This is a genomic window from Mucilaginibacter sp. KACC 22773 (assembly GCF_028736215.1).
Taxonomy (GTDB): domain Bacteria; phylum Bacteroidota; class Bacteroidia; order Sphingobacteriales; family Sphingobacteriaceae; genus Mucilaginibacter.
Window position 1 is genome coordinate 5,632,446 of the sequence record NZ_CP117883.1, and the last position, 24,652, is coordinate 5,657,097.

The following is a 24,652-nucleotide window of genomic DNA, read 5'->3' on the forward strand; positions in this document are numbered from 1 at the left end:
TTTTTGATTCCCTGAGAAGCAATTTAAACGCTTTGAGACGTTACCGCTTTAACTGTTGCACCAAAGCCTTATAAGTATCGCCAATGGGGAGTTCTATTTTACCTATTTCCACGTCGTTAATTGATTCCGGATCGGCAGACGAGCAAAAACGAGCAGGAAGTTAAACCCTGGATCATATCTGCCTGATATAAGTAAGCTTCATGATACCTCCCTGCTGTCGCTGCGGAATTCCGAATGGAGTTTTATAGTAATTATTAACGCTGTTTATCACCAGGTAAATGAACGATAGCGGCCTGTACTCCCAGGAGAAGCGGGCATTTAACGATCCGTTACGGGCATCGGTATTGTATTGGTAGAAGGCCGAGAGCAACATTTTGGGATTTGCAGCTACCCGCAATTCGGGTGCCAGCAGGTGGGTAGTGGTTGATACCTGGTTTATACCCACATTTTTAAAATCGTTGCGGGTATAGCTCATTACCAGCGATAGCTGGGGTACGGGAGCAGCACGTAACGATAAATAATAACTATTAAGCCTGCCATTATAGTAGCCGCCTGTACTCAGCCGGGTTTCGGCACTAAAGGGGGCTGCGGCATTGGTAATGCCATAAAACTCGTACCGGTTAAAGTGATAATTGGCCGCAGCTATGTCAACATTCCGCACCGGTTGAAAATTATCTGTCAGGTTCTCCCAGGAACTGGTGATACTAAAATCAAGGTGCGATTGATTGGTAAAAAACAATTGCAGCGGCATCACCACCACACTGGCCTCCTGGAATTTGCCGCTTGATGCCTCATGGTAAATATCGGCAGTAAACTGCGGGCTGAAAAATTGTACATTTTTGGGGAACCATTTTTTATGCATAAAAATATACAGCGTGGGTTGTGTATTGATAAAATTGTCCCTGGCGGTAAAGCCGGTTTGTGCCTGGTAGCCTTTAGATACAGCCGTTTGAAACCAATCGATAAAAAAATGAGTAGCCGAGTAGTTAAATTCGGCAAAGGCGGCCGGCCCCTTTTGCCCGCTTAGCGAGTTGCCCGAGTAAGATGCCATGCCCCTTATAAATAACGGCTGGCTTACCTGCCAAAAAGCATCCACCACCTCGACAGGGTTAACAGAAGCAGACTGATTTAGGCCGGCAAAATTTTGCCTCAATACCTCCATGGCGCCCAGTTGCAAGCGCTGGCTAACACTTCTTTTGTACCTAAAAACGCCAAACAAAGCCCCGTTTTCTGTAGTATCTCCATTTTGTTTCATGACCAGTATTCCGGCCGATTGTTTATTATCCTGATGGATAAACCTTAAGCCGCCATTGATGGTTAAAGGCGATCCATTATCGCTTAACCCTATCCTCCTGCTAAAAAACGGCTGAATAATACTGTTTTGACCTACAGAAAACAGGCTTGAATTTTCTAAAAAGAACTGCCGTTTTTCGGGAAAGAAAACGCTCGACCTGCTCAGGTTAACTACCTGCTTATCCACATCGGCCTGGGCAAAATCGGTATTGATGGTACCCTCAAGCAGGGTGTTGGAGTTAATGGCATACTTAATTTCGCCGCCAAACTCGGGTTTGTAACGCGGCTTGTTATTATCCGCACGACTGACATTTACCAAAGCATAAGGCTCAACCCGTAAATTGAAGTTGGCGTCAGGGGGTACCATGTTGGTAAGGATACCGCCGTAAGCCAGCTGGGTTTCGCTAAAAGCCTGCGGCCAGGGCGACCAGCCATTGGTTTCGCCAATAAACCGGATGTTACGGGCAAAATTAATGCTCCACTCTGTTGAGTTTTTTGGATACCGCAATGAGGTAAACGGAATAGCCACTTCGGTTGTCCATGAATGTTCCTGTATTTTGCTGGCGGCCTGCCATACCGCGTCCCATTTATAGTCGTAACTAAAATCGGCATAGTGCATAATATCCATTTGGGTGCCGTAGGGCGTTACACAAAATGTCATTACCGGCATGCGCGGATCTTTAAAAGGATCAATCAGGATCTCAAAAAGCTCGTTATTGCTGTAACTGAAATCGCGGCGCAAATCCTGTACCTGGAGGCTTTTCTTCCCCGGCGGAAAATCGCAGCGGGCGCTGATGTAGATATTTTTGTCGTCATATAACAACCTTACTTCGGTATCGTAGGTAGCCTTATCTCCCTGCCGTGGGTAGGCCGTGGTAAAATGAGCAGCTACCGGCGCGTTATTCCATGCGGCCTCATCGGGGATACCATCTATATTTATTGGCCCGGTAACACGTGTGGCCTGCAAATGCGGGCGGCTTGCTACCGGCAGCGGGGCAAACGCTTCCTGTGCGTATAACTGTTGTAGCCCGGTTACCATAAATACCACCAATAAACATAAACTCCTACTAAGTTTTGCAGCCTTAAAAATTTTCATACCCCAAATAAATGGAGCTAAAAGCTTCTATTTTGTACTTTTAGATGTACTACCGCTTACGAGCCGCCGATGTGCCTTTCCCTGGCTTAAACCCGTTAAAGGTGGCAAACGTATAATTAACGGCGTAAAAAAGGGTATTTGTCGAAAAAACAGGTACAAATAGCTTAGAATGTTCAATTTTACAACATGCAAAAAAACAGGCAGATACCATACCGGGCTATAACACTGCACCTGCTGTTCTGGCTGGCGTATATCCTGTACCAATGTATAAACAACGGCTGGCAGGATAAGGATGTATTTGCATTTAAACTCGATCCTGAGCTATCAACAGAGGTACCTATTGGTATGCTCATCTCCTACTTAAACTTGTATATGCTGATGCCGTTGTTCTACTATCCTCAAAAGTACTTCGGCTATGTAGCAGGCTTGTTATTATTATTACTGCTGGGCGGCCTTTTACAGCGCTTTTTTGCTTATGCGATATGGGTACCCTGGGATAAGATGCATGATCCGGGGATGTACCGGATGGAAAAAATAATCTTCTGGATCCCGGTGCGGATATTTAAAAACGCGGCTAATATTATCCCCATAACCGCAATAACCATGCTTATTAAGCTAATGCGCAATGCTTTTAAACATGAAAAAAACATGCGAGAAATGGAGAAGGAAAAATTTAATGCCGAAATGGGGCTGCTAAAAGCTCAAATAAACCCGCATTTCTTTTTTAATACCTTAAACACCTTGTATGCGCTTACACTAAAGGGCAGCGAACAGGCATCAAAAGTGGTGCTTCGCCTGTCGGATTTGATGCATTATATGTTGTATGAAGCAAGCGAAAACAGGGTATTGCTACAGGACGAGATTAAACACCTAGAAAGCTATATTGGCATTGAGCAAATGCGCTTTGCCGACAGGCTTGAATTATCGTTCCAATACTCCGGCGATATTACCGGCAAAATGATAGCCCCGCTTTTGTTACTTCCTTTTGTTGAAAATGCATTTAAACACAGCCTTGCCGAAAGCGACGGGTGGATAACCATTAACATTAAAGTTACCGGGAACCGGTTGTTTTTAAAGGTAGAAAACAGTTATCAACCATTACCCAAGCCAGCTAATTATGGCCTTGGGCTTAAAAATGTTAAACGGCGGCTGGAACTAACTTACCCGGACCATTATGAACTTGTACTGAACCAAAACAATGGCATTTTTGAGGCCGACCTGAAACTTGACCTATGAAACCTATAAACTGCATCATAGCCGACGACGAGGAGCTTGCCCGCGAAATTATGCAAAACCATGTAAGCAAGCTCCAAAACTTAAACCCGGTTGCTATTTGTGCCAACGGCATGGAGGTTTACAACGCACTTAAAGCAAACAACGTGGACCTGGTGTTTTTAGATATCCAGATGCCTCAATTAACCGGGATAGAGTTATTGCGTACCCTAAAAAATCCGCCGCCGGTTATCATGACAACAGCTTACCGCGAGTTTGCGCTGGAAGGTTACGAACTTAATGTGATTGATTACCTGCTGAAACCCGTATCATTTGAGCGCTTTTTAAAAGCTGTTGATAAATTCATCAACGCCAAAGCGCCCGAAGTTATAAGCCTACCCGCACCCCTTCAGTCATCAAAGCCCGATCAGCATGCTTTTATTTATGTAAAGGCTGATAAAAAAATGGTGCGGTTGCTGCTCAAAGATATCCTGTACATTGAAGGCCTGAAAGATTATGTAAAAATACATACTACAGATAAACCCGTTATCACCTACCAAACCCTTAGCTACCTGGAAGAAAAACTTTCTGCCAATTATTTCATCCGCGTGCATCGTTCTTACATAATTTCCATCAACCATATTAATGCCTACACCGGCAGCCATATTGAAATTGGCCGCCAAAGTATTCCAATCGGTAGTTCATATGCCAAAGAGGTGTTGGGCAAACTGGAGGGTTAAACGCCTCCCTAAATTAAAAACCGGCCAGGCAATCAACCAACGCGTCAAGTTCATCAACGGTATTATAATAATGCGGCGATACCCTGATAGCCCACTCTACCTGTTTTTGGTCAAAATCGATAACTGCAAATTCACGATAGGATGATACCACATTGATATTGTGCTGTAAAGACTGTTTCACAAGGTACTCAGCCGATGAGTTTGCAACCGTAAAGGTAACAGACGAACTCAATTCGGGCCCCTGATCCAACACCCTGACATTTGGTATTGATGCTAAACGGCTGCGCAAATAGGCAGATAGCTGTTTAACCTGCTGCCAGATCCGGTCTTCGCCAATGGCCAGGCAGTACCTGATAGCTTCGGCGCTGCCAACTACCGTAGCATAGGCAAACTCCCAGTCTTCAAAACGTTTGGCATCGGGCTGTTGCACGTATTGGTCTTTTTCTGTCCACCGCGCGCCGCGCATATCAATAAACAAAGGTTCAAGTTTGGCCTGCAAAACTTTATCGGAGATATACAAAAAGCCCGAACCACGCGGCCCCCTTAAAAACTTACGGTTAGTTGCCGATAAAAAATCGCATTGCAGCTGCTGTACATCCAGCTTCATTTGCCCTGCCGATTGGCAGGCATCTAAAATATACCATGTTTTATCACCGCTTTCCTGGCTATATTTGGCGTAGATAGCTGCAATCTGGTTAACTGGCTGTACCATGCCCGAATTGGTAGGGATATGGGTTATAGCCAGCAAACGGGGCTTAAGCTCATATAATTTAGCTTCCAGGTCGTCAAGGTCGACACCGCCTGTGGCGACATTTTTTATGTGGACAATATCAACTCCAAACCTTTTTTTGAGCGATAGAAAATGGAGTTGGTTTGAGATGTAGTCGTCGCAATCGGTTAAAATAATATCTCCCGCTACAAATGGAATGGCAGATAAAGCCCTGATGTACGAGTCGGTAGCACTTGCCGTAAAAGCGATATTACCGGGTTTACTGTTGATAAGCTGGGCGGCCAGCACATAAAATTCGGCAATGGCACCGGCCTTTGCGGCAGCGGCCTCATATCCGCCTATCTCTGCTTCCAGCTTAATATGGCCGGTAATGGCATCGGTAACTACATTGGGCATCAATGCCGCCCCGGCGTTGTTTAAATGGTTAACATAGGTACAGCCGGAGGTATCGTTTCTGAACTGCTCAATTTCGGCCTTGGTGAATATGCTGTTGGCTAATAGTTTCATAAATATTTACCTGTTTGTTTACTGTGGATGATAATTCAAAACTACCAACAAGCCCTTGCATAAAAATCGCTTATTGGCCGGCATTGCGCATGTTTTATTTAATTTAGCCCTTAAAACGGGTAAATTATGTACATGCTTGACGACTACGATAAAAAGCTTCTGCGTTTATTACAAAAAGACAACCGCCTTACCGCCCAGGCCCTGGCCCAAATGGTAAACCTTAGCGCATCGGCTGTACAAAGGCGACTGGCCAAACTCCGTGATGAAAAAATTATTGAGGCCGATGTAGCTATCATCTCGCCCGCGGCGGCTGGTGTTGGGCTAACCTGCATAGTAGATATCTGTATGCAGGAAGATGGCTCGCGCACCATCGAAAGGTTTAAGGCCGAAATTGAAAATTGCCCCGAAGTATCGCAGTGTTACTACGTAACCGGCACCTATGACCTGGTGCTTATTGTTAACACCAGGGATATGAAACACTACGAACAATTCAGCAAAAAATATTTTATGGATTGCCCCGATGTGCAGCGCTTTTATACCCACGTAGTAATGGATAGATTAAAAATGAGCTACGGGGTTTATATATAGGCCCCTACTGCAAGGTGATAGCTATTACGGATAAGTGAGCTATTTACCAGGCAGGCTTGCCCTTATTTTTTTCACTTCAGATGCGGTAACCAGGCTGCTGTTGTTGCCAAAATTGCTCCTGATATAGGTTAGCACACTTGCTATTTCGGCATCGCTCAAAAAATCATGCTTTGGCATTACGCTATTGTAGGGCTTGCCGTTAACGGTAACCGGCCCCTCCAGGCCGTTTAATAAAACCCTTATAGCAAGTTCCTTTTCCATGTATTTGCCGCCTGTTACCCACTCCGATCCGGCCAGCGGGGGGAAAAGGTTACCATCTCCCTTGCCATTTTTTTGATGACAGTTGGCACAATGCGTGGTGTAAATTTTTGCGCCGCCTTTAAGCATCCCGGTAGCAAAATTATTGCGTGCCTGATCGGGTATTTTAAAGTTGGGCAGCTTTTTACGCAGTTCCATTTTGGCCAGCATGGTGCTGGTAAATTTAGTTTTATCGCCCTGATAAAAAATGCGCCATACCCTTCCTAATTCAGTATCGCTCACGTACAATGAGCCATCGGGCCCTGTGGATAAACCCATGGGGCGGCAAAGCGCATCGCTTACGCTTACCACGGTGTTACGGCCCGCAAAACCATCGGCAAATATCTCCCACTTACCCGTCGGCACGCCATTTTTAAACGGTACAAAAGCCACAAAAAAGCCGGCCTGCGGATACGGCGAGCGGTTGGTTGAACCATGAAAAGCCACAAAAGCCCCATTCTTATACCTGGCCGGGAACTGGTTGCCGGTATAAAACAACAAATCGTTGGGTGCCCAATGCGCCTGGAAGGCAATCAATGGCTGGGCATATTTTGCGCCGTCGCCCGCCTTTATGCCATCGCCGCCATACTCGGGGTTTAACAGTTTTTTATGTTTAATGGGGTCGTAATAGTAGTAAGGCCAGCCAACGTCTGTACCTTGTTTTATTTTTAAAAATTCCTCTGCAGGCGCTACGGCGCTTTGCCAGGCGCTGAATTTTTTGGGGAACAACAACCGCAGGTCGTCGCGGCCGTGGGCTACAACATACAGGCAATTATCCGCCGTGTTCCAATCCATGGCTACCACGCTGCGTAAGCCAGTAGCATAGCGGATGCCATCTTTTTGCTGCTGGTTGGGTTTGGCTTCATCAAACTGCCATATGCCGCCGTACTCCTGCAACAAGGGGCAGCCTTTTATCCCCGGCGAACCGGGAACCCGGTTTTGCTCCTGGCATGCGTTGGATGGCGCGCCAAAGGCCACGTACATATGCCCGGCATCATCAAAAGCCAGGGGCTTGGCGTCGTGCTCGTGCTCGCCGTGGGCATCATGTAATATTAATTCCAGCGGACCATCGGGCACCAGCGTATTGGGGTTTAATTTGGTGCGGTAAACGTTTACCTCCGAACTGAAATACAGGTAGCCCTTATGCACCCGCATACTGGTACCATAAGGCCCTTTATCATCATAGTTGCCAAATTTTTTTATCGTATCTACCTTGCCGTCATGATCGGTATCCCGTGCCGCAATATTGCCGCCGATAGAATCGGGAAACCTGAGTTTTACATAAATATCGCCATTGGTATTTACGGCCAGGTGGCGTGCCCTGCCGGCCAGGCTGTCGATAGCGATGACCGCTTTGAAATTACCTGGCAGGTACAACCCGCCGTTGTTTTTATCGGCAGTCAGCGTTTTATCAGAATGTTTGTTTAAAACAAAAGCGAGTGTTATTGCCGCAATTGCCGTGGCCAAAAGCACCGTAATCGTTTTTCTTGCTCCTAAAAAAATATTTTTCTTCATCCGGGAATTATATGCCGACTATGGATCGGCAGCAGGTATTTGCCGGTAGTAAAAGGAATTTGAAGGGGAAATGTTTAAATAAAATTCAAGATGCATTCAAAACGAAGTTTTGGCCACCTATACAAAATTACTACGGCAGTATTTAATAAAAACCCTATCTTATCATCCTCAATTTTATTAACTGCAATGCCCAACTCAGAAAAAAAATTAGGCTTATGGACAAGCACCTCCCTGGTGGCGGGCAATATGATAGGTGCAGGTGTTTTTTTACTACCCGCCGCTATGGCCAGCTTCGGAAGTATTGGTTTGTTGGGTTGGATATTTTCGGCAGTGGGCTCGTTTTTCCTGGCAAAGGTTTTCAGTAACATGAGTAAGCTATTGCCACATGCTACGGGTGGCCCCTATGCCTTTACACGTTATGGATTGGGCGATTTTGCAGGCTTCCTGGTGGCCTGGGGTTATTTCTTATCTACCTCATGCGCCTGCGCAGCCATTACCAAATCGCTGGTGAGCGCCTTAAGTACATTTTTCCCGGCACTGGCAAGCGGCCTTCCAGCAATAGCCACCGGCCTGTGCGCTATATGGCTGCTTACTTATATCAACACACGCGGAGTTGTAACCAGCGGCAAATGGCAGCTGGTTACAACTATACTTAAAATTTTACCACTGGTGCTTGTGGCATTTGGCGGCCTGTTTTTTTTACAGGCCAAAAACTTTAGCCCGTTTAATAGCAGCGGTACAAGTACCTATAGTGCAATAAGCACTACCGCAGCCATGACCCTATTTTCTTTTATCGGAATTGAATGCGCCACTATACCCGCCGGGAGTGTAGAAAATCCACAAAAAACGGTGCCGCGTGCAACATTACTGGGCCTGCTAATTGCTACATTGGTGTATATTTTAGGTAGTATAAGCGTAATGGGCCTTATACCCGCTGCCGAGCTGGCAAAATCGCAAACGCCTTACGCCGATGCCGCTGCTATAATTTATGGCAATAACATTCGCTACTGGGTAAGCGCCGGTGTTGCCATTGCCGCTTTTGGTGCGCTTAACGGCTGGACACTAATGCAGGGGCAAATGCCCTTTGCCGTTGCCAGGGATAAATTGTTCCCCGCCATATTTAGCAAGCAAAATAAAAAAGGCGTGCCTTACATGGGAATCCTGCTTAGCAGTACACTGGTTTCTGTTTTTATGAGTATGAATTACTCCAAAGGATTTGTTGAACAATTCCGGTTTTTACTGATGCTTTCGTTGCTGTCGATGCTTATTCCTTACCTGTTATCGGCTGCGTCCTATCTTATTATCAAGGTAAAAAACAAGCAGGCAAATGGCTGGCTTGGGGCGGTGTTTTTGGCTATAGTAGCATTTGGTTATGCGCTGTGGAATATTGTAGGCACGGGCAAAGATGCCGTGTATTACGGTTTTGTTTTGCTGATGATGAGCGTACCTTTTTACGTTTGGGTAGCCTACCAAAAAAACAAGGAGCAGTAGGTGATATTTTCTAACTTGTTCAATCACCAACAATATTTCAATCTTAAGTTCAAGGTAAAAAGCAATGCCAAGTTATAATTTTCCATTTTACACTATTGGCTTGCATAGCACCATGCTTTATACATTTATCCCTTTGCTATTCGCCGCTTATCTTTCGGTATTTAATATAAAATGTAATAATATTATTACACTACAAGCCCATATTTGTTTACTAAGATGAAAATCAATTGCTTGCATACTTTAAAAAATTCATAAATGTTAAATTTTTGGCTTTAAATGTTAAATATACAGGTGCAAATGTTAAATCGTTTTGATTACTAAAAACTTAGTTATATCTTGGTTTCCATAAATAACCTTATGAAAATCACAATTACTGCACTAATAATACTCCTGCTTGGTACAGCTTCTGTTTTTGCACAAAATACTTATTCCATCAAAGGCGGAGTTGCCGATACGGCTTCAAATTCTAAATTAACCAACGCTACTGTTGCTGTTTTAAATGCCAAAGATTCTATCCTGCAAAAGTTTACCCGGGTAAACGACGGTCAGTTTGCCATCAATAATCTAAAAAAAGGTAAATTCATTTTGCTGGTAAGCTACTCTGGCTATGCCGATTTTGTAGAGCGTTTTACACTCGATTCGGCACATACCACGCACGATTTTGGCCGCATAGGCATGATACTTAAAACACAGCTGCTTAAAGAAGTTATTATAAAAGCCCAGGTAGCGGCGGTTAAAATTAAGGGCGATACTACCGAATTTAATGCCAATGCATTTACTGTACAACCGAACGCAAAAGTAGAAGACCTTTTGAAGGAGCTTCCAGGCATCCAGGTGGATAAGGATGGTAAAATTACCGCCCAGGGCCAAACCGTAAGTAAGGTTTTGGTTGATGGCGAGGAATTTTTTGGCGATGACCCAACCCTGGTTACCAAAAACCTGCGTGCAGATATGGTAGATAAAGTACAGCTTTACGATAAAAAAAGCGACCAGGCCGCATTTACCGGTATTGATGACGGGGTGAAAAATAAAACCATCAACATTAAGCTTAAAGAGGATAAAAAGAACGGCTATTTTGGCAAACTGGATGCTGAAGGCGGTACCGATAAATATTACCAGGAACAACTGATGTTTAACCGCTTTAAGGGAAAGCAAAAGTTTTCGGTTTATGGTACTATAGGCAATACCGGTAAAATAGGCCTTGGCTGGAGAGACGAAAATAAATACGGCGGCACCGGCCTGGAGTTTAGCGACGACGGCGGCTTATTCTTTAACGGAGGCGGCGACGAGAGCGACCTTGACAGCTGGAATGGCAGGTTTGAAGGCGAGGGTATCCCATTAGCACGCACCGCCGGTGCACATTATGATACCAAATGGAATGCTGATAAACAATCAATCAACGCCAATTATAAAATAGGCTCGCTTGATGTGGATGGAACAAAAAACATCTTAACCCAAAATACACTGCCGGGCAATTTTATCAACAGCAACTCCGATCAAACCTTTCATAAATATATGTTTCGCCAAAAGCTTGATTTAACGTACCAGGTAAAACTGGATACGTCATCAAATTTAAAGCTGATGGTTGACGGAACTGATAAACACAGCAAGGTTGATAATACTTACACCTCGACAAGCTTACGCCAAAACGGTACTAAGCTAAACACCAATAACCGGACAGTAAACAATGATGTTACCGACAAAATATTTCATGCAAGCGCTTTTTACACCAAAAAATTTAAAAGAGTAGGACGCACATTATCGGTAAACATCAGCGAAGCTTACAATGAAAGCGATGCGAAGGGCTTTTTGAAATCAAACACGGCGTTTTTTGATACGCTGGAAAATGCAACCAGTACGCAGGCCATAGATCAGCGTAAAACCACCCAAACTAAAAATAATGTATTAAGCTCCACTGTAACCTATACCGAGCCGCTATCTAAAAAGTTTTCGGCTGTTGTAAATTACGGCATCAACGTGAACAACGGAACCTCAGACAGGCGCTCCTACAACCAATCGGCCCCGGGTGTTTATAACGTACAAATTGATTCGCTGAGCAATAATTATAAGCTTAATCAGCTTTCTAACCAGTTTGGCTTAAATTTTAATTATAAAAGTAAAAAGGCCACTTTCAACTTTGGCTCAAAAGTAGCGACGGTTAATTTTAAACAGGTTGATTTATTTAACGATGCCAATTCCCGGACCCGCAACTTTGTAAACTGGTTTCCGCAGGCTACATACCAATACCGGTTTTCGCAGCAGCAATCTATCCGTATCAGTTACAACGGTAATACTTCGCAACCAAACATCGACCAGATTCAGCCGGTAAGGGTAAATACCGACCCGCTCAATGTTACATTGGGTAATCCTAACCTGAAGCCATCATTTACTAACCGGTTTTCGTTATGGTACAACTCTTACCAGGTTATCAGCGATCAATCGTTGTACGTAGGCGGCTCATACAGCAGCACCATGAACCCTATTGTAAGCAATGTGGTTACCGATACGCAAACCGGTAAAAGTGTTTTTCAATCTTCAAACCTGGATAAGCAAACTGTTAATATGTACGTTAATGTTTACTACGGCCGCAAAATCCCGATTGGCGATATCAACGCCGGTTTAAGCGCCGATGCTAATGGAAATACCTATTATAACCTGTCAAACAACAAGCTCAATAAAACTACCTCGTACACCTACTCGGCCAATTTTAACTTATCAAAATACAAGCAAAAAAAATATAATGTATGGGCATCTGCCGGCCCCGCCTATACGCTTAACTCATCATCGCTTTTACCAAATGTAAACAATAACGGCAGCGGGTTTAATGCCAACGGCGGGTTTAATATTTATTTACCGGCAAAATTCGGTATTGGCTCCGATTGTAATTACCAATACAACGCCAAAACGCAATCTTTTCCTGAAGATTTTAAGCGTACCACGCTAAATGCCAACATAAGCAAGGCGTTTATGAAGGACGAAAGTATTAAAATAACTTTAAGCGGCAACGACTTGCTTAACCAAAATAAAGGGTACAACCGGTCAGGATCTGCCGGCATACTTACTCAGGAAAGATATACTGCGATTAAAAGATATTTTATGTTATCCCTTACCTGGGATTTTAACCATGTTGGCGGCGGGGCAGCACCTAAAAAATAAGCACTATGAAAAACCTTATAATACTTACCACCTGTATAATTGCCTTTGGCAGTAGCGCCGTGTTTGCTCAAAACAAGCACTTTACCATGAATGGCACCATCGAGTTTGAAAAAACTGTGAACATGTTTGCTTTTTTTGAAAAACAGATCAATAAAAACAATGAAGACTTTCTTCGATCTGCTTTTGACTCCTATAAAAAAACACAGCCACAGTTTAAAAAACTTAAAAGCACGTTAACATTTGCCAATAACAAAACATTGTTTACGCCTATCGAATCTGATGCGCCCGATAATGGTTTCTTTGGCGAAAGCCCCGTAGTAAACCAGGTAAATACCATTGCCGACGATTTAACCACGGGCTTAAGCATCAACCAGAAAAAGGTTTTTGAGCAAAACTTCCTGGTAAAAGACACCCTGCGCAAAATAAACTGGAAGATAACCAGTGAAACCCGCGAAATAGCCGGCTTTACCTGCCGCCGTGCCAACGCGCTGGTTATGGACTCTATTTATGTGGTAGCGTTTTATGCCGACGACATTGCCGTACCTGGCGGACCAGAAAGTTTCACAGGCCTTCCCGGGATGATATTGGGCCTTGCCCTGCCGCATGAAAACGTAACCTGGTTTGCCACCAAAGTAAACGAAGTGCCGGTGGATGACAAAGCGCTTATGCCACCCAAAAAAGGAAAAGTGGTAAACAACCAGCAACTGACCGCTACGCTAAAAAATGTAATGAAAGATTGGGGCACTTATGCAAACGCCTATTTAAAAGCCTTTATCCTTTAACCTATCATAAACTTAAGCAACACCCTGTTATGCCCGGCATAGCGGGGTGTTTGTGTTTTAGGGGTAAATATTTGAACGCAGGCAAAGACTCACCCGGCATCGCTGCGCTCGTCCCCCTCTCTTCTGCTGTGCAGGAAAGATGGGGCTTGAACGAGGCTTAGGGTTTGCGAAATAAAATTCAAATTTTCGAGCGTCTGTACACTGCAATCGCCCGAGAGCGGTGCAGTTCGACTACTGCGAACAGGCGGGTGAGTACTCCGCAATTTCGAAGAATCAGGGATGCTGAACTCACTTTTTAATACAATCAGCATACTTAATGACTAATATCCGGCATCAAAAATATTTTCAATAATCTGATTAACAACCCGCTTTGTTCTCGGCACAGCGTCTGTTTTCAAATATTCTTGAACTCTTGCAGCAACAATTTCTGGCTTTGGATTATCAACAAGCCTTGGCTGAATTTGTCTCATCCAGGGCGATTGATTTAATCGTTCTCCAATTGACGTGCAGAACACCAATGCATCAAGGCTTATTAAACTCAAGGGCCTCCCTTTTGTCAACCATTTATCTGCCTTATTCCAGTTAAAATAGGAACTGGCTGCAAGGTGCCCCCAACTGAGATTTACATCAGTTATTCTATGGGCACTCATTTCAATCCAGTCTAAAGCTTTTTCATGACGTATAAAATTCAGAGCTGTAATGTATTCGTTAAGATACCTGGTTTCGCAATTGTCTATTTCAGACGAAATAAGTATGAAAGCACTGTCTCGATCACAAGTTTTAATAGTTTGTTCAGAGCGAAGAAAAAAATCGTCTATTTTATTTTGATCGTACATTCACCGTTGAAATGCGTTTACCCCAAATATACCCAAGTTTGCAAGTAATTAAAGGTATAAAATGCCCGATAACTACTTTATTCCATTAATTATAAACCTGCTTTATCCACCTTCAACGATGCCGGATGTTTATCTAACAGTGTAGGTCGCAATTCGGATGCTGCATTGTGCACATATTTTTTGAGTGGGGTGTACCATTGAAAATCAATTCCAGCTCCGGAGTTTCTTGACTGCGGATTCTGTCACTCGCTATGACAAAAGAGAAGTTTAAAGAATATGTCATGGGCAGGGAGTTGCACAAATGTTCCATTGAACGCCCATGCGATACACGTTATTTTAAGCTTACACGTGTAACCCCACCATCGGCCACACAATTTGCCTGATAAACTGCGGGTGAAACAGCAAGGGCATTGGTGCTATCACCCAAAACAATGTCCATAAACGGGCGGTGAACGGGTGTTTTAAAAAAGCAGCCCCACCATTTGTCAACACTTTTTCCAGCAGTACCATAGCTCCCTGGATAATAAAATATATCATAGGCAAACCATATCCGCTATTTACCGGTACACTAAGGGCCAGTTCATGCAGCAGTCCCGAGAAACCGAATGCGACCATTAACGCGGCAGCCGGCCCTATTTTATTACGCAAGGGGCGAAAGATGGTTATGGAGGTCATTTCGCTAAAGGCCATGTTCCAGCGTTTACCCCAAAATTCAGTAATGCTCATGGCCCTGGCAGGTTGTTTGAACAGGTAATAGGTATTTACGCCTTTAAGTCGCCACGTACCTGCGCTAATACTCAACAGTCCAAAGTGAAGAATAAGACTTAGCCCAACCAGTAAAAAAGCGGTGGTTAACAGGTAAGCCGGCTTCGGCCCCAAAGGCAGCAATACAATTTGGCGCCCCAGCAGAATAAATACCCCGCCGGCTATTACCCGGCCCAGGCCAAACCAAATCATTGCCCAGGCATTGGTTAAGGGTGCATGCCCAAGGTTTTCAAAAGGTTCGGCACGCATGCCGGCCCAGCCGCCTGCAAAAACCAGCCATTGATTAAATCGAAGGGTAAGTTTTTTGCTTTTATAATTTTGAGCCACAGCAATAACCTTCATGGCGGTAAAGGTTGTGGCAATAATGGCCAGCATTCGCAATATGGGGTTAGCATGTAAAAATATAAGATCAACGATAAGGATGCTCACAATCAGCAAAACCCAGCTTTGCCACACCATTTTATATTTTATAAAAACATAGCCCAACAGTACAACAACAGCGTTTGTGATGCCGAAATATAACAAGGGTAATAGTACCGTCGTGGTGATCATGACTGCATATAATTAAAGTAACAGGCCCTGCTATAAACAATACTCAGGAAAACAAAAAGAACAACCAATACCGCCTCGGCCAGTTTATGCAATTTACCTGAAGGGAAATTTGCCCTGTCGAAATAAAGAAACTGGATCAACACCCTGGAGATCCAGTAGGCGGCGATAAAGCCGGTAAGCAATGTTGCAAGCCGTGTTCCGTTAACAAGGTCATTAGATGCCAGTGCCGAAAGCAGCCCGAAGCAAAGGTTAATAACCAGGATGTATGCGGCATAAGTCCAAAACATTTGCTTAATCAGGGGCTGCACTTTTAACAGCTCGGGCCGCCAATTTAAAACCCGGGGAATGGCCAGGCTGCCAACCGCCAGCCCAACCTGTGCCAGCCCCGCAAACCAGATCAATTGCTGAATACTAAAACCTATGGTTTTCATTTTACAGGCTATTTATTTTTATCAGTTTCGATAGTACAAATCTAAGTAAAATATTGAATTTTCAAAATATATTGAAAATAAAATAATAATCAAAGAACAACCCGGCCAGGCGATTCAGCAAGTTCATTTTTTATGGATGTTTGTTTTGGCCAGATTACTTACTGCTCAGATCCCATATCTTTAAACTTTTCACCAGCGATTGTCCTTCCGAAAATATGGTATTGTCGGTGGCGTTTTCGCCGGGGTATATCATGGTGGATATTACCTTTTCGCCGCCGTTACCAAAAACCTCCAACGAGGATCTGTCAAGCAAAATCTGGAGCCTTACAGCCCCATTTACCGGCTTTAACGGCGCGGTCTGGATAAGGTTTACGGCATCCTTATTCGCCGTTTCAGAGGTTGTACAATCAATAAAAAGCTCCTGTTTTTCAGCATCATATCCTACTACCACTTTTTTTGTTGTGCCGCGTTCCTGGGCTAAAATAAAGCCTACTTTTTTGGCATCATTCAGCTGAAAATCAACGTCAATCCACATTGATTTACCAAATACCCTGCTGCCTTTTAACGACATCGTTCCGTCAAGTACGTGACTACCAAACGAAAGCGCCTTCACTTCCTTTGAAATTGCCTCATTAACAACAGCTGATGGTGCCTGAACAAGCCTGATGCCCTCATCGGTAGTTTTTAAGAATAAGTCATGCGGGATTGACATCTGCCCTTTCCATGGATAGGTTTCCTTGCGGCCGTTTACCAGCCAGCCTAAAAGCACTTTCCTGTTGCCAGGTGCATTGCGCCAGGCAATAGCGGCATAAAACGAGTCGCCATAATCAACTTTGAACAGGCTACCGGCATCATTGCTGTTTTTAAAGGTTAAGCCATCAAAGTCGCCAACGTAATACTGCATCATTGGGCTATGCTCGCCCCAGCACGATACAAACAGCACCCATTTTGTATTGGCCGCATCGCCATCAACAGTTAAAGGCAGCAGCGATGGGCATTCCCAGCCGCTTTTAGTATAACCAGCAGGGCCAAAATCGCTGAGTTTTGTCCACTCTTTCAGGTTTTTAGAGCCGTAAATCCTTACCATATGCTCGTCAACCATGGCTACAGTCATAATCCACTGTTTGGTTGGTTCGTGCCAGAAAACATTGGGGTCGCGGAAATCTTTTTTATTCAAATCGATAACTGGGTTGCCGGTGTATTGGGTATAGCTTATGCCTCCATCGTTACTATAAGCTATATATTGCGATTCTTTTTTCTGTTTGGGCTGATCGGCTGTAAAAATGGCAACAATAGGAGCTTTACCATTTTTACCAAAACCACTGGTATTATTTTTATCCACCACTGCCGAGCCGGAGTAGACATAGGTTAAAGTATCCTTTGTCACTATTTCGGGAATGGCTACCGGCAGATTTTTCCAGTGCAGCAGGTCGGTACTGGTGGCGTGTCCCCAGCTCATATGCCCCCATTTATTTTCGAAAGGGTTATGCTGATAATACAGGTTATATTTCCCGTCGAGAAAGAGGAGTCCGTTAGGGTCGTTAGTCCAGCCGGTGGGCGGCGTAAAATGGTATGCTGGTCGCCATTGTGGCGTTGGCGTTTGCTGGGCAAATACTTTAACAGTAGACGTCACGAAGACAAGGCAGTAGGTAAAATATTTAAACATCGGGTAGCTGTTTTATAAAGTTGGCAGCATAAATGTACATTAAAAATTAACTCCGGAGCAAATAGGGCGTAAACGCGGCAGATATTCACGCTATTATTAAATAAAATTTTGAAAGTTTGTTTTAAAGTCACAACTTTAAACAACTCTTTTGCCTTTAAACCAGATTGAAAAAGTTTATTGCCTTAATGTTACTCAACATTCACCTGCTAAATATTGGCGGGCAGTTGGCATTTCATCAATATCTGGTTTACAAAACAGATAAGTTTTATACCGAACAAACCCGCAAAGGTCTTTACAATATTAAAGATTTAACAGAGATAATTATCCCTGTTAACCTGCCTAATATCAGCGACTGGAAAAATTTTGAGAACATTGCAGGGCAAATCCAGTTTGGGAACACCAACTACAACTACGTAAAAATGAAGATGACACGCACCGGTTTACACCTGATGTGCATCCCCAATTACGAAACCACCCAACATATTGATAAAAATGTAGTTAATGCCAAAGGCGTTAAAGATATCCCGGTACCACAAAAAGATCATGTGCCCTACGGCAAAACCATTGTGCAGGAAAACATTAGTTTCTCTTTTGCGCAAATTGAGTTTAATTGCCCTATAAAAAACTTACAGAAAAACGTTGTACAACCCGTACAACCTTTGGTTTATTACCACCAGGACATTCCTGAGCAACCGCCAAAAGCCAGCTGCTAATCCCCTCTTTTTAATTCATTTTCCGGACGGTACTGTTAGTACCAATGATTTGCTTTTATTGGAATTTGCCTGTGCGCTTTAACGCAGTTTGCTGCTTTGCATTTAGCCAGAGCACAAACGCGACAGCGACGTAGTAAGAGTATCGATAAGCTAATTACCCCTTCGGAAATTTTCAAATCTTCAAATTTTCAAATCCTCAAATTAAACTCATGCCTTACATACCTCTTGAGTCCCATTTACCGGGCATTACCGGCCTATTGGAGTACAGCAAAGAAAGTGCTGCACCTATTCGCGACCTGACCCAAATTTTGCTTCGCGGCCCGTCGACCCTATCGGAGGGCGACCGTGAGCTGATAGCTACCATCGTATCGCACGGCAATCAGTGCAAGTTTTGTACCACTGCCCATACTGCCGCTGCCGACTTGTATTTAGGCGAAAATGATACCGCCCAAAAGATCAAAGAAAACATCGAGACCGCCCCAGTAAGCGAGAAAATGAAAGCACTACTTACCATTGCCAAACTAATCGGCCAAAGCGGCAAAAATGTAGCCTCAGCCGAAATTGACCGGGCTAAGGCCGCGGGTGCGACAGACATCGAAATTCACGATACCGTATTAATAGCTGCGCTTTTTTGCCTGTACAACCGCTATGTTGATGGCCTGGCTACAGCGTTGCCCGCCGATGCCGGGTACTATAACATCCTGGCCGATCGCCTGGTTAACCATGGTTATACCCGCCTGCCGCAAGGCTATGATCACTTAAAAAAATAAGCCATTACCCTAACTAATTTAAAACCAAATCACTGTGAGAAAACTTTTATTTATCATATTACTGCTCTCGTCAATCAACCTGTTTGCACAGGAAAGCAAAATAACGGGAACCCTAACCGATGCCGCAACCGGTCAGGCTGTTGTCGGCGCCAGCATTACCGTTAAAGGAAAATTAACCGGTACCATTACCGACTCGAAGGGTAATTACTCCCTCAACCTTAATAAAATTAAGCTGCCCTTTACGCTCATTATATCTGCCGTAGGGTATGAGCAAATAGAAAACAATGTTACAGCCGCCGGCGAAGTAAGCCTCAAATTACAGCAAAAATCCATCGTACTAAACGAGGTTGTATCATCTGCTACCCGTATTAACCAAAGCATATTGCAATCGCCGGTTAGTATCGAAAAAATGAGCCTGAAAGCTATCAAAGAAAATCCTTCATTCACGTTTTATGATGGCTTGCAAAGCTTAAAAGGGGTTGAAGCGGTAACCAGCAGCTTAACCTACAAACAGGTAAACACCCGTGGCTTTAACAGCACTGGTAACGGCCGCTTTTTGCAGTTGGTTGATGGTGTTGATAACCAAACACCCGGCCTCAACTTCTCGGTAGGTAACCTTTTCGGCGCATCGGATATTGATATCGAAAGCGCCGAAGTTATACCAGGTGCGGCATCAGCTTTATATGGCCCCGTAGCCTTTAATGGTTTATTGTCGTTAAAAACAAAAGATCCCTTCAAATACCAGGGCTTAACTCTGCAGGTTAAAACCGGAATGAACCACTTTGGCGAATCATCTGTAAAACCACAGGGTTTGTATGATTTTGCCGCGCGATATGCCAAAGCCTTCAACGACAGATTTGCCTTGAAAATTAACGCCTCGTATTTAACCGGCAGGGATTGGTATGCCGAAAACTATACCGATGTAAGCGCATCAACCCCGGTTGCCCAACGGGGGCCCAATAACCCCGGACGCGACGCGCTGAATATTTACGGCGATGAAGTCTCCCGCACACTTCCCGGCATCGGCCTGGTATCGAGAACCGGTTACGAGGAAAAAGACCTGATGAATTATAACGTATACAGCCTTAAGTTAAACGGCGCTTTGCATTACCGCATCAGCAATAACCTGGAGGCCATTTACCAGTACAACTTTGGTAAAGGAACCGCCAGCTATACCGGCAGCAGCCGTTTTGATTTGAATAACTTTGTACTGCAAACCCACAGGGTGGAGCTGAAAGGCAGTAACTTTTTTATCCGCGGATACTCCGTAGCCGAAAACTCGCACGATTCATATAATACCCGCTCGCTAGCGCAGTTCATCAACCGCGATTGGGTACAGGATTTAAGCGGTAACACCGTTACGCCCGATAAAGCCGACGATACCTGGTTTACCCGTTATTCAACAGCATACAACGGCAACGCCAGCGGCGTAACCGCCCACGATAATGCGGCAGCAAGGTCTTTTGCAGATCAGGGCCGTTTTTTACCGGGCACAGCTGCCTTCAACGCTGCCAAAGATGCATCTATTCATAACTACGGCCTAAGCGGTGCGGGCGTATTTAGTGCAAGTAAATTTTACCATGCTGATGGTCAGTACGATTTCTCAAGTGCTATCAAAGTATTTGAGCTGCTGGCCGGCGGCAGTTACCGCGATTATCGCATGTTTACCAACGGCAGTTTGTTTGATGATAAAACCAACCGAGTAACCATTGCCGAATACGGCGCGTTTATGCAGGCCGCCAAAAAACTGTTTGACGATAACCTGAAGCTAACTGCCTCTATCCGTTATGATAAAAACGAAAACTTTAAAGGCAGCTATACGCCTCGCTTCTCGGCAGTTTATACCGTTGATAAAACCCATAATTTCAGGGCATCATACCAAACCGGTTTCCGGAACCCTACCCCGGTTGATCAGTTTATTCACCTTAACGTAGGCCCTATCACCATTTTAGGTGGCGCGCCCAAAAACAGTGCAGGGTTAAACGTTTATGAAAACTCGTTCACTGCATCATCAGTAAGTGCCTTTGGTGCGGCATTTGGCGCGGCTGTTGCCGGCGGAACACCCTTTCCGCAAGCGGTTGAGCAAAACAAAGGGTTATTGCAAAAATCAAATGTGGCCTATATTAAGCCCGAGCAGCAAAAGGCCTTTGAGCTGGGCTATAAAGGCTTAATTATGGATAAATTACTGGTTGATGTAAACTATTACTACAGCAGCTATACCAACTTTATCCTGAACACGGTAGTAATACAGCCACAAGATCAAATATTAGGTGCCGATGGCAAAGTTACCACAGCATCGGCAAGTGATATTCCCGGTGGCAAGGTACATGCCTTCCAGCTATACACCAACGCGCCCGATAAAGTATCGGCACAGGGCGCAAGCGCAGGCTTAACTTATTTGTTTGATAAAGGATATGCCCTGGGTGCCAACGCTACGCTATCAACTTTCAATCTGCGCAACGCAAATCCAAATAACATTGCAGCCTTTAACACGCCTAAATGGGCTACCAATACCACTTTTGGCAACAGCAATTTTGCCAACAATTTTGGCTTTAACCTGGCCTGGCACTGGCAAAGCGCGTTTGACTGGTACGGTACTTTTAACGGTACCCGTCCGGGCCGTGTAGATGCTTACTCGGTGGTTGATGCGCAGATCAGCAAAAAGCTCCCAAAATTCAAATCGACAGTTAAGCTGGGTGGCAGCAATATTTTTAACCAGCACATCTACCAGTCGTACGGTTCGCCGGCCATTGGCGCTATTTATTATGTATCCATAGTATTTGATGACCTTTTAAAATAAACAACATGAGCACACTTGTAATTGATAAGCCGGGTTCAAAACCGAAAACAGATATCAGCGTACCTTACCGGGTAATACTATTTGCTATTTGTTTTTTGAGCAGCGCCCTTGGGGGTACGGTATCTACTTTGATGTCGGTTTATCTGCCGGTGGTGGTAAAAGATTTGCAGGGCAATTTGCCTCCAAACGAAATTAACTCCATCAGTGGCTATATTAACGCCATCTTCATTTTTGGCTGGGCATTGGGCGGCTTTACCTGGGGCGTTATCAGCGACAAAATGGGCCGTAAAACCGCCTTACTGATGGCCATTAGCTGTTATGGCATCTTCACCATTTTAACAGGGCAAATGCCCACCTGGTGGGGCGTTGTGCTATGCCGCTTTATGAGTGGCTTTGGCGTGGGCGGCGTATTGGTAACAACCATTACCCTTATAAGCGAAGTTTGGCCTGCCAAAAGCAAAGCCGTTGTTATCGGAATCCTGTCTATCGCCTTTCCCGTGGGTATCTTTTCGGCCGGGCTTATCAATTACGTGGTATCGTCATGGCGGTCAGGTTTTCTGATCGGCGTTATCCCGCTCGCCCTGGCGCTGATTGGCGCCTGGGTTTTATCCGAATCGCCAGGCTGGCTAAGCTATCGTAACGATATTGCCAACCGCAACAACCCGTTGAATAAATTACTATCGCCCGCCCATCGCCGGGAGTTGGTAGTAGGTTCGCTGACCTTTGGCACTATGTTAATAGGCCTGTGGGCCATATTTTCCTGGCTGCCAACCTGGGTGCAAAGCCTTATTACCAATCATGATGCAGCCAAAGAGCGTGGCCTGAGCATGATGTTTTTGGGGATGGGTGGCCTAACAGGTGGTTTCCTTTCGGGGTGGCTGGTAAACCTGCTTACCTTGCGCCGGTCGATGCTGATTTGTTTCGCGGTATGTGCCGGTTTATCGTTCGTGTTGTTTAAAACCAACAGCACCTTCAGCCCTGTCATTTATGCCGAGATATGCGTACTGGCTTTATTTTTCGGCGCCAGCCAGGGTGTATTATCAGCCTACATACCACAGCTATTTTCAACCGGCATCCGTGCCACAGCAACGGGATTTTGCTTTAACATCGGCAGAATATTTACCGCTACGGCGGTGCTGTTTGTAGGCATACTGGTATCGGCCCTCGGCGGCTATGGTAATGCCATATTCATTTTTTCGTTAGTATTTGTGGTAGGCCTGCTGGTAGTGCTTTTTGGCCATAAAAGAGAAGGCAAAAGCTGAAAGGCAAAAGGTTAAAGGGAAAAGTGTTTTAAAGAGTAATAATTCAATAATTCAATAATTCAATAATTCAATAATTCAATAATTCAATAATTCAATAATTCAATAATTCAATAATTCAATAATTCAATAAAAATATGGCACACATCAATGTACCCGAAGGCGTTCCGGGCATCCGTTCGCTGGTCATGTTCAGGCCCGAAACAGGTAAGCCTTTATATGAGCTGGCGCAGATACTGCTGCGGGGCGAATCTACCCTATCACCCGCTGAGCGCGAACTGATAGCCGCATATGTATCGTACCGCAACAACTGCACCTTTTGCTACAGTAGCCATGCCGCTGCGGCAAGGTGCCTGTATGAAGACGATGCCCTTATTGTTGACGAGGTATTGAGAGATATGCAGGAGGCCCCGGCAAGCGATAAGCTGAAAGCGCTATTAAACATAGCTGGTAAAGTGCAAATCCTGGGTACCGAAGTTAAACAGGCCGATATTGACGCCGCCAAAAGTCTTGGCGCTACCGACCGCGAATTACACGATACGGTACTGATAGCGGCGGCGTTCAGCATGTTTAACCGTTATGTAGATGGCCTGGCCAGCCTTACACCAACAGATCCGGAAGCTTATGCAGAAATGGGCGTACGTATGGCAAAGGGGTATACTTTACCTCCCAATGCTCCTAAGTGATGAACGAAGATTGATTTAAATATCGAACACCGAATATCCAATGTCGAATAATGAAGAAAAACTTCGGTGTTGGATATTCGAAATTCGTTATTCGATATTATTTGTAATTCCATTTTTTAGTTATTGAATTACCTACACCAAAGCAATAATTATTCACCATAAAAAATATACCATGGCACATATTGAATTAAATAACGACTTGCCAGGCATAAGAGGCCTGATGTTTTACCGGCCCGAAACCGAGGCCCCCTTGAATGCCCTTGCCGAATTTTTGCTGCGCTCAGACAACTCGCTAACCCGAGGCGAGCGGGAGTTGATAGGCACTTACGTATCGTACCTGAACGACTGCTTTTTTTGCCAGAACGTGCATGGCGCGGTAGCCGGCCACTATCTTAACTGTAGTATAGACGATATAGATGCTATTAAAGCCGATTTTACATCCGCCGATATATCGCCTAAAATAAAGGCTTTATTAACTATTGCCGGTAGTGTTCAAAAAGGGGGCAAAAATGTAACCATTGAACAGGTAGATGCCGCCCGAAGCGAAGGCGCTACAGATATAGAGATACACGACACGGTGCTGATAGCCGCATCGTTTTGCATGTTTAACCGCTATGTAGATGGCCTGGGCACATGGGCGCCGCAAGACAGATCGTTTTATGTTAACCGCGCTCCTCAGCGGGCGGTTGAAGGTTATGTGGGCAGTATTTTAAAATAATTTTTAGCCGATTTATATTACAAAGGCTCCGTGTAATGCGGGGCCTTAT

General features: G+C 44.6%; 19 protein-coding genes. 12 read left to right on the forward strand and 7 right to left on the reverse strand.

All coding sequences use genetic code 11. The features are described from left to right. Window positions 1-172: 172 nt before the first annotated feature. Window positions 173-2,389: a carbohydrate binding family 9 domain-containing protein gene (locus PQ469_RS23275; RefSeq protein WP_274209794.1), complete on the reverse strand. Its 2,217-nt coding sequence runs from the start codon at window positions 2,387-2,389 to the stop codon at window positions 173-175. A gap of 186 nt (window positions 2,390-2,575) precedes the next feature. Here PQ469_RS23275 and PQ469_RS23280 point away from each other — a divergent pair, with 186 nt between their 5' ends. Then, the gene (locus PQ469_RS23280; RefSeq protein ID WP_274209795.1) at window positions 2,576-3,625 is read left to right on the forward strand and encodes a sensor histidine kinase; all 1,050 of its coding nucleotides are present in this window, start codon (window positions 2,576-2,578) and stop codon (window positions 3,623-3,625) included. Next, a complete protein-coding gene (locus tag PQ469_RS23285) occupies window positions 3,622-4,341 on the forward strand; it encodes a LytR/AlgR family response regulator transcription factor (protein ID WP_274209796.1) in 720 nt (239 codons plus the stop codon). Before PQ469_RS23280 ends, PQ469_RS23285 begins: the two co-directional genes overlap by 4 nt. A 13-nt stretch (window positions 4,342-4,354) precedes the next feature. On the opposite strand, the gene PQ469_RS23290 is transcribed toward PQ469_RS23285, so the two are convergent. Then, a complete protein-coding gene (locus tag PQ469_RS23290; protein ID WP_274209797.1) occupies window positions 4,355-5,578 on the reverse strand; it encodes an aminotransferase class V-fold PLP-dependent enzyme in 1,224 nt (407 codons plus the stop codon). Between the two features lie 126 nt (window positions 5,579-5,704). On the opposite strand from PQ469_RS23290, the gene PQ469_RS23295 reads away from it, so the two are divergent. Further along, entirely contained in the window at window positions 5,705-6,166 is a 462-nt protein-coding gene (locus PQ469_RS23295) for an Lrp/AsnC family transcriptional regulator (RefSeq protein WP_274209798.1), read from the forward strand. Between the two features lie 39 nt (window positions 6,167-6,205). Here the strand turns inward: PQ469_RS23295 and PQ469_RS23300 are convergent, their stop codons facing one another. Then, on the reverse strand, window positions 6,206-7,978 hold the full coding sequence (locus PQ469_RS23300) for a PQQ-dependent sugar dehydrogenase (protein WP_274209799.1): 1,773 nt from the start codon (window positions 7,976-7,978) through the stop codon (window positions 6,206-6,208). A gap of 186 nt (window positions 7,979-8,164) precedes the next feature. Here PQ469_RS23300 and PQ469_RS23305 point away from each other — a divergent pair, with 186 nt between their 5' ends. From PQ469_RS23305 to PQ469_RS23315, 3 genes are all read left to right on the forward strand, one after another. Further along, window positions 8,165-9,469 carry an amino acid permease gene (locus PQ469_RS23305; RefSeq protein WP_274209800.1) on the forward strand — a complete coding sequence of 435 codons (1,305 nt, stop codon included), beginning with the start codon at window positions 8,165-8,167 and terminating at the stop codon, window positions 9,467-9,469. Window positions 9,470-9,826: 357 nt separating this feature from the next. After that, complete coding sequence (locus PQ469_RS23310; protein WP_274209801.1) at window positions 9,827-12,625, forward strand: outer membrane beta-barrel family protein; 2,799 nt, start codon at window positions 9,827-9,829, stop codon at window positions 12,623-12,625. Between the two features lie 5 nt (window positions 12,626-12,630). Beyond that, window positions 12,631-13,407 carry a GLPGLI family protein gene (locus PQ469_RS23315; RefSeq protein ID WP_274209802.1) on the forward strand — a complete coding sequence of 259 codons (777 nt, stop codon included), beginning with the start codon at window positions 12,631-12,633 and terminating at the stop codon, window positions 13,405-13,407. A gap of 320 nt (window positions 13,408-13,727) precedes the next feature. On the opposite strand, the gene PQ469_RS23320 is transcribed toward PQ469_RS23315, so the two are convergent. The 4 genes from PQ469_RS23320 to PQ469_RS23335 all read right to left on the reverse strand — a co-directional run bounded on the left by PQ469_RS23320 (window position 13,728) and on the right by PQ469_RS23335 (window position 17,657). After that, window positions 13,728-14,243 carry a hypothetical protein gene (locus PQ469_RS23320; protein ID WP_274209803.1) on the reverse strand — a complete coding sequence of 172 codons (516 nt, stop codon included), beginning with the start codon at window positions 14,241-14,243 and terminating at the stop codon, window positions 13,728-13,730. A 342-nt stretch (window positions 14,244-14,585) separates the two neighbouring features. Continuing rightward, entirely contained in the window at window positions 14,586-15,560 is a 975-nt protein-coding gene (locus PQ469_RS23325; protein ID WP_274209804.1) for a wax synthase family protein, read from the reverse strand. Further along, window positions 15,557-15,991 (reverse strand): hypothetical protein, encoded by a 435-nt coding sequence (locus PQ469_RS23330; RefSeq protein WP_274209805.1) that lies wholly within the window; start codon window positions 15,989-15,991, stop codon window positions 15,557-15,559. Before PQ469_RS23330 ends, PQ469_RS23325 begins: the two co-directional genes overlap by 4 nt. A gap of 154 nt (window positions 15,992-16,145) precedes the next feature. Next, window positions 16,146-17,657: a glycoside hydrolase family 32 protein gene (locus PQ469_RS23335; protein ID WP_274209806.1), complete on the reverse strand. Its 1,512-nt coding sequence runs from the start codon at window positions 17,655-17,657 to the stop codon at window positions 16,146-16,148. Window positions 17,658-17,821: 164 nt separating this feature from the next. Between PQ469_RS23335 and PQ469_RS23340 the strand changes: the two genes are divergently transcribed. From PQ469_RS23340 to PQ469_RS23365, 6 genes are all read left to right on the forward strand, one after another. Further along, window positions 17,822-18,370 carry a hypothetical protein gene (locus PQ469_RS23340; protein WP_274209807.1) on the forward strand — a complete coding sequence of 183 codons (549 nt, stop codon included), beginning with the start codon at window positions 17,822-17,824 and terminating at the stop codon, window positions 18,368-18,370. 209 nt (window positions 18,371-18,579) lie between these two features. Next, window positions 18,580-19,140 carry a carboxymuconolactone decarboxylase family protein gene (locus PQ469_RS23345; RefSeq protein ID WP_274209808.1) on the forward strand — a complete coding sequence of 187 codons (561 nt, stop codon included), beginning with the start codon at window positions 18,580-18,582 and terminating at the stop codon, window positions 19,138-19,140. 34 nt (window positions 19,141-19,174) lie between these two features. Further along, a complete protein-coding gene (locus PQ469_RS23350; protein WP_274209809.1) occupies window positions 19,175-21,940 on the forward strand; it encodes a TonB-dependent receptor in 2,766 nt (921 codons plus the stop codon). 5 nt (window positions 21,941-21,945) lie between these two features. Continuing rightward, entirely contained in the window at window positions 21,946-23,202 is a 1,257-nt protein-coding gene (locus PQ469_RS23355; protein WP_274209810.1) for an MFS transporter, read from the forward strand. Window positions 23,203-23,336: 134 nt separating this feature from the next. Continuing rightward, a complete protein-coding gene (locus tag PQ469_RS23360) occupies window positions 23,337-23,885 on the forward strand; it encodes a carboxymuconolactone decarboxylase family protein (RefSeq protein WP_274209811.1) in 549 nt (182 codons plus the stop codon). Between the two features lie 172 nt (window positions 23,886-24,057). Beyond that, window positions 24,058-24,603 (forward strand): carboxymuconolactone decarboxylase family protein, encoded by a 546-nt coding sequence (locus tag PQ469_RS23365; RefSeq protein ID WP_274209812.1) that lies wholly within the window; start codon window positions 24,058-24,060, stop codon window positions 24,601-24,603. The last annotated feature ends 49 nt before the right edge of the window (window positions 24,604-24,652 follow it).